Source organism: uncultured Subdoligranulum sp. (genome assembly GCF_937890665.1).
Window position 1 is genome coordinate 1 of sequence record NZ_CALADU010000083.1, and the last position, 5,868, is coordinate 5,868.

At 63.8% G+C, this 5,868-nt stretch carries 5 protein-coding genes; all 5 read left to right on the top strand.

All coding sequences use genetic code 11. The features are described 5' to 3' along the window. Positions 1-1,428, top strand: a 1,428-nt coding sequence (locus tag Q0526_RS04585) for a glycoside hydrolase family 28 protein (RefSeq protein ID WP_298731277.1), incomplete at its 5' end; no start/stop codon positions are given. Continuing rightward, positions 1,425-2,531: a hypothetical protein gene (locus Q0526_RS04590; RefSeq protein WP_298731278.1), complete on the top strand. Its 1,107-nt coding sequence runs from the start codon at positions 1,425-1,427 to the stop codon at positions 2,529-2,531. The genes Q0526_RS04585 and Q0526_RS04590, both read left to right, overlap by 4 nt. A gap of 201 nt (positions 2,532-2,732) precedes the next feature. Then, on the top strand, positions 2,733-4,589 hold the full coding sequence (locus tag Q0526_RS04595; RefSeq protein WP_298731279.1) for a hypothetical protein: 1,857 nt from the start codon (positions 2,733-2,735) through the stop codon (positions 4,587-4,589). Then, positions 4,562-4,792 carry a hypothetical protein gene (locus Q0526_RS04600; RefSeq protein ID WP_298731280.1) on the top strand — a complete coding sequence of 77 codons (231 nt, stop codon included), beginning with the start codon at positions 4,562-4,564 and terminating at the stop codon, positions 4,790-4,792. Before Q0526_RS04595 ends, Q0526_RS04600 begins: the two co-directional genes overlap by 28 nt. A gap of 33 nt (positions 4,793-4,825) precedes the next feature. Beyond that, positions 4,826-5,868: hypothetical protein (locus tag Q0526_RS04605; protein ID WP_298731281.1), on the top strand; the 1,043-nt coding region annotated here is incomplete at its 3' end.

Genomic DNA, 5,868 nt, shown 5'->3' on the forward strand with positions numbered 1-5,868 from the left:
CCCGCCGGGGCACCGGCGGACTGCCGTTACGAGGTCTGCGCCGGGGGGCGCTTTCCGGTGACGGTGCCCCACACCCACTGCACCCTGACGGGACTTGCCCCCTCTACCGAATACACCCTGGAAGTCTGGCTGGATGGCCAGTCCCTGGGAACCAGCCGGGCCTCCACCGAACCACGGCTGCCCCGGCTGGATGCGCGGGATTTCGGCGCTGTGGGGGACGGCAAGACCCTGAACACCAAGGCCCTTCAGGCGGCCATCGACGCCTGCGGCCGGAATATGGAAGTCTACCTTCCGGCCGGGGTCTTTCTCACCGGCGCCCTGCGGTTGCACAGTGATATGGCGCTCTATCTGGAGGAGGGGGCGGTGCTGCAGGGCAGCCGGGACCCCGACGACTACACCCCGCGGATCTGGTCCCGGTTCGAGGGTATCGAGCAGGAGTGTTACCAGAGCCTGCTGAACCTGGGCTGCCTCTGCCACAAGGACGGGCCCAGCTGCCGCCATGTGCGTATCTATGGCCATGGCACCATCCGGGGCGGCGGCCGCGCTTTGGCCCTGGCCACCATAGAAAGGGAACGGCAGCAGCTGCAGGCGTACCTGGAAAAGAACGCCGCCCTGGTGGCCAGCTGCGAGAACGAAAACACCATCCCCGGCCGGGTGCGAGGACGGCTCATCAACCTGAGCAACTGCGCCGACGTGCGCATCTCCGGCCTGACCCTGGAGGACGGCCCCTGCTGGAACGTCCATATGATCTACTGCCAGGACATCGTCACCGACCACTGCACCTTCCGCTCGGAGGGCGTGTGGAACGGCGACGGCTGGGACCCCGATTCCAGCCAGCGCTGCACGCTGTTCGCCTGCCGGTTCGCCACCGGGGACGACATGGTGGCCATCAAGTCTGGCAAAAACCCCGAGGGCAACCGCATCGGCCGCCCCGCCCGGGACATCCGCATCTTTGACTGCACCAGCGAGCTGGGCCACGGCATCGCCATCGGCAGCGAGATGAGCGGCGGCGTGGAGGGGGTACAGATCTGGGACTGCGACATCGACAACTCCGCCTACGGCATCGAGATCAAGGGCACGCCCCAGCGGGGCGGCTATGTGCGGGACATCACCGTGCGGGACTGCCGGGTGCCCCGGGTGCTGATCCACGCCGTGCCTTACAACAACGACGGCGTCCCTGCCCCCCACCCGCCGGAATTTTCCGGTTTTTCCTTCTCCGGGCTGACCCTGACGGGCCGCGCCCTGGTGGACGGGGCCTGGCAGACGGTGCGCCCGGTGGAGGTGGAGGGCTTCGACGAGCCCGGCTACGAGGTGCGCGATGTACAGTTCCAGGACTGCACCCTGCCCCAAACCGGCCCCGGGCCGCTGCTGCGCCGCTGCCGCTGCGTGACCTTCGTCCCGCAGCCGGGGAAGGAGGCCGCAGAATGATGCAGGCTATCTCCCCGCTGGACCCGCGCATCCTGCGCCACGGGCGCACGCTGGAACGGCGGCCGCTGCCGCTGTTCTGGGCGGCCTCCGGCGTAGAGCTGGAGACCTGCGCCCGTTCCCTGACCTTTGTGCTGCGGGCGGACTTTTCCACCCGGGAGCCCTGGGTGCGGGTGGAGGTGGACGGCGCCACCGTGCTGCGCCAACCCCTGGAACGGGGCCGAAACCGGGTGACCGTCTGGCGGGATATGCCCGCCGGCAGCTGGCACAGGGTGCAGCTGTTCAAGGAGACCCAGCCCATGGCGCGGGACCCGCGCTCCCTGCTGACGCTGGACACGATCCTCTGCGAGGGGACGCTGCGCGCCGTACCGCTCCGCCCTTACAAAATTGAGGTGATCGGCGACAGTATCTCCAGCGGGGAGGGGCTGGCGGGCGGGTCCGGACTGCACGGCGCCCTTTCCATGGTCTTTTCCACCCAGGGCCTTTATGCGGTGCGGACGGCCCGGGATCTGAACGCGGACCTGCGCATCCTGTCCCAGAATGGCTGGGGGCTGTGCACCGGGTGGGACAACGACCGCACCAAGGCGATGCCGCTGTACTACGACGCCGTCTGCGGGCTGCTGCCCGACGCCGGGACGGAAGCCCTGGGCGCCCGGGAGCCCCAGGACTTTTCTTCCTGGCAGCCCGACATCGTGGTGGTCCATCTGGGCAACAACGATGCCTCCGCTCTGCGGTCCGCCCCCTGGAAGGACGGTTTTGCCCTGCGTGCCGGGCCCGACGGTCTGCCCGACGCCCCCTCCGCCGCCTGTTTTACCGCCGCCGGAACTACCTTTTTGCAGCATCTGCACCAGTGCGTTCCCCGGGCGCGTCTGGTCTGGTGCTACGGCACCTCCACCCGGGTGATGGAGCCCTGCATCCGGGAGGCCATCCGGCAGTACGGCCAGCTTACCGGCGACACCGCCCTCTACGTCCCGCTGCCCGCCGTACCCCCAAGCCAGCGGGCCGCCGACGACCACCCCGGCCCCGCCGCCCATACCGCCATGGCCCGGACCCTGACCGAAGCCCTGCGGCCCCTTCTTCCGACGGTCCCCAGGGAAGTAACCTAGGGTAACATCGCATAATTCTGGTGCGCGGCACGACGGCCAGGGCACGTCAGATGCCAAGAGAAAAGCGCAGGGAATACTGGATGTATACCCGAGCATTTTCTCGACGCAGATGGCGTGCAATGGACAGTGTGACGTGTACCAAACCGCCAGGTGTGAACTGTGCGGTGTTGCCTTAGATCACAAATACAAAGGAGTGTGTATATGGAATCGAAATTCATCCTCAATCTGATCCACCGCCCGGAGATGGTGCCGGAGTACGCCGAAAAGGTCACCGGCCAGGGCAAGGAGGAGGATCTGGGACGCAAGACCCTGCTGACCGAAAGCCTGGATATCTTCAAGACCCAGCAGGCCATCGCCCACAAGAACGGGCTGAAGACCACCATCCAGATGACCTACGCCAGCCTGTTCAACGACGAGGCGGTGGCCCTGGCCAAACACGACCATGAGGTGTATGGCGATGAGATCGGCTCCACGCTGCTGGGCCTTTCCTGCGAGGAGTTCCGCAAAAAGTACCGCACCAAGGATTTCTGCATCTGGATGTTCGATCTGGAGACCAAGAAGCAGATCGTAGACGATGTGTTCGGCAAATTCTATGACCGGTTCGGCTTCTACCCCGCCTCCACCGGCAGCTACTATATGGACGCCCCGCTGATCAACTACATCAAGGAAAAGTACCCCACAATCCAATGCGCCGTGGCCACCTGCTGGGAGGAAGGCCCCAAAGCCTACCACACCTGCAACAACAGCTGGTACACCCTGTTCGACGGCGGCCCCTGGGCCCCCTGGATCCCCTCCAGGGCCAACACCCACGCCCCTGCCGCCAACGAGGCGGAGGACAGCGGCATCGTGGCCATCCCCCATCTGTCCCGGGATCTGATCGCCTGCTACGACGGCAACGGTTCTAACTTCGGCACCCATCCCCAGAATGTGCTGCGGGGGATGATCTATGACACCAAGACCTGGGAGTTCCCCTACCTGTACAACCTGATCGACCAGTACCGCTACCAGGAAAAGTTCAACGACGGCTACGCCTACAACATGATGTTCGTAGGCCCGGGCTGGATGAACAAAATGGGCCGGTGGGAAGCCCCCTACGAGCTGCTGCTCCACTCCTACGAGGAGGGCTGCGCCTACTATGGCAAGCTGAAACAGGAGGGCAAGCTCACCGATATGACCATGAGCGAGTTTGCCGGGTTCTACCGCCAGACCCATGGCTACACCACCCCCGAGTGTGCGCTCTGGCGGGACATCCTCTACGGGTCGGACAAGCAGCTGTTCTGGTATTGCGACCCCTTTATGCGGGCCTGCGTCAACATGGACCAGGGCGGTGCCATTGTGGACCTGCGCCCTTACGCTGCCAAACTGGAATGGCCGGTGGGTATCGGCACACCCCACGTGCAGGACTGCTCCTACCCCTTCCTGATCCAGGAAAAATACCGTGCCGGATACTTCACTCACTATGCGGGGGAGGGCACCGTCCGCTCGGCCAAGTTACGCCACAACGGTGAGGAGGTGGACCTCTGCCTTTGCCGCACCCACGCCCATTTCCGTGCGGAAACGCTGGAAAACGGTCGGACTGCCCGTAAACTGATCCTGGACCCGGTGGAGATCCGCTTTTCTGACTGCTCCCTCACGCTGCAGACAGTACTCACCTTTGTGGAAGGGGAGAGCGACATCCGCATCGACCGCCGCATCCTGGAGATGAGCGACCCCGACGCGGAGATCGAAATCGACGAGTACATGGTGGCCTGCTACGGCACCACCGAATACCCCGAGGATATGACGGGCATCCGCCTGTACGCCGACAAGGACGGCGACAACCATGAGCTGGACTACTCCTACCTCTGCCGGGAGTGCGTGGTTCCCGGGGCTGAGCAGGTCCGGGCGGTGGTACCGCCCATCCGCACCGTCGTCTCGATGACGGCAAGCGGCCGCGATGCCGCCGGTTATTACAAGGAGGGCTACGCATTCAGCCCCATGTTCACCCTTGGGTACAAGGGCACCATCAAAGAGAAGGAGGCATTCACCACATGGCTCAAGCTGGCAAGGGAAGACTGAACTACCGCTGCCCCTCCTGCTTTATGCGGGATCTGGACATCGACATGTTCTACGACGAGGACAAGAAGGAATACTACTGCATCCGCTGCCAATACACTGGCACCGAGGAGGATGTGCTGGCCAAAAACGAACTGGTACGGTTCCGCTACCGCTTTATGCACAAGCGGTTCTGCATGGATGAATTCGAGACCTTCAACGGGTGAAAAAACAGCTCAACAGAAAGAGAGAGCCGAGGAATGAAAAAAGCACTGAGCCTGCTGATGGCGGCGCTGTTCCTGGTCCTCTGCCTGCCGGTAACGGCATTGGCAGAGGGGGAAAACCCGCCAGGCGCGATTTACGGCAACTATGACAAGGAAGCGACGGCCTACATCTGGCAGTTTGGCGAGATGGCTGCGGGGGAAAGCCCCACCGCTGTCTCCTACAGCGATGCGTATGCTTCCATCCGGGCGGGGTTGGCTGCAGGGGACAGCATCTCCTCCGGCGGCATCGCCTTTACCGGTGCCGGCTGCCTGGAACCCGACGACACCAAGGGCTTTGCCAGCGCCGCCGAAAGCGGACGCTATCTGCTGGTCCGCCCGGCGGTAAGCGGTACACTGGAGATCTGCGTCCGGTTTGACAAAGCTTCCAACAACCGCAAATGCCGGATCTATTACCAGGATCTTGGGGAATTGGATTCGGTGGAGGCTGCTGCCGACCTGAGCGGCCTGAACAAAAACGGGACCGAAATAGGCACAGCCACCGCTTCGGACCCCGTTACCTGGCAGTTATCACTGACCGCCGGCCATGTATACGGCTTTGTCACATACAATGATTCCCCGGCGCAGATCACCGACCTGCGGCTGCTCACCATCGAGGTGCCGGGTGGTCCCGGCGGAGGCGGAGAAGAAGGCGGTTCGGGCAGCGGTGAAACGCCGGCCCCTGCCGGCGATGCAGTGACCGGCGCCTGGGATGACAGCCATACCGCCTATCGCTGGACTTTTGGTGAGACTACCGCCGTGGAAACTTCGGCCATCTATGACGCCGCTCCCTCCGGGGAAAATGCCCCCGCCTTGCGTCTTGGCATGGCGGCCGGCGATCACACCGATGCCAGCGGGCTTCACCTTGCCGGCTACGGCGTCAGTGATGATGGCATAACAGCAGCTTCCACCGGACGGTATCTGCTGGTCAAGCCAGCGCAGAACGGCACCATCCAGATGTCGCTCTCCGCCACACTCAGTGGCGGAAAACCCAAAGCCCGCATCTACACGGCGGATCTGGGCGAAGTGGAACTGGCAGCCGC

Coding starts and splice junctions, on each gene's coding strand:
- Q0526_RS04595 (WP_298731279.1), top strand. CDS start 2,733: ATGGAATCGAAATTCATCCTCAATCTGATCCACCGCCCGGAGATGGTG.
- Q0526_RS04600 (WP_298731280.1), top strand. CDS start 4,562: ATGGCTCAAGCTGGCAAGGGAAGACTGAACTACCGCTGCCCCTCCTGC.
- Q0526_RS04590 (WP_298731278.1), top strand. CDS start 1,425: ATGATGCAGGCTATCTCCCCGCTGGACCCGCGCATCCTGCGCCACGGG.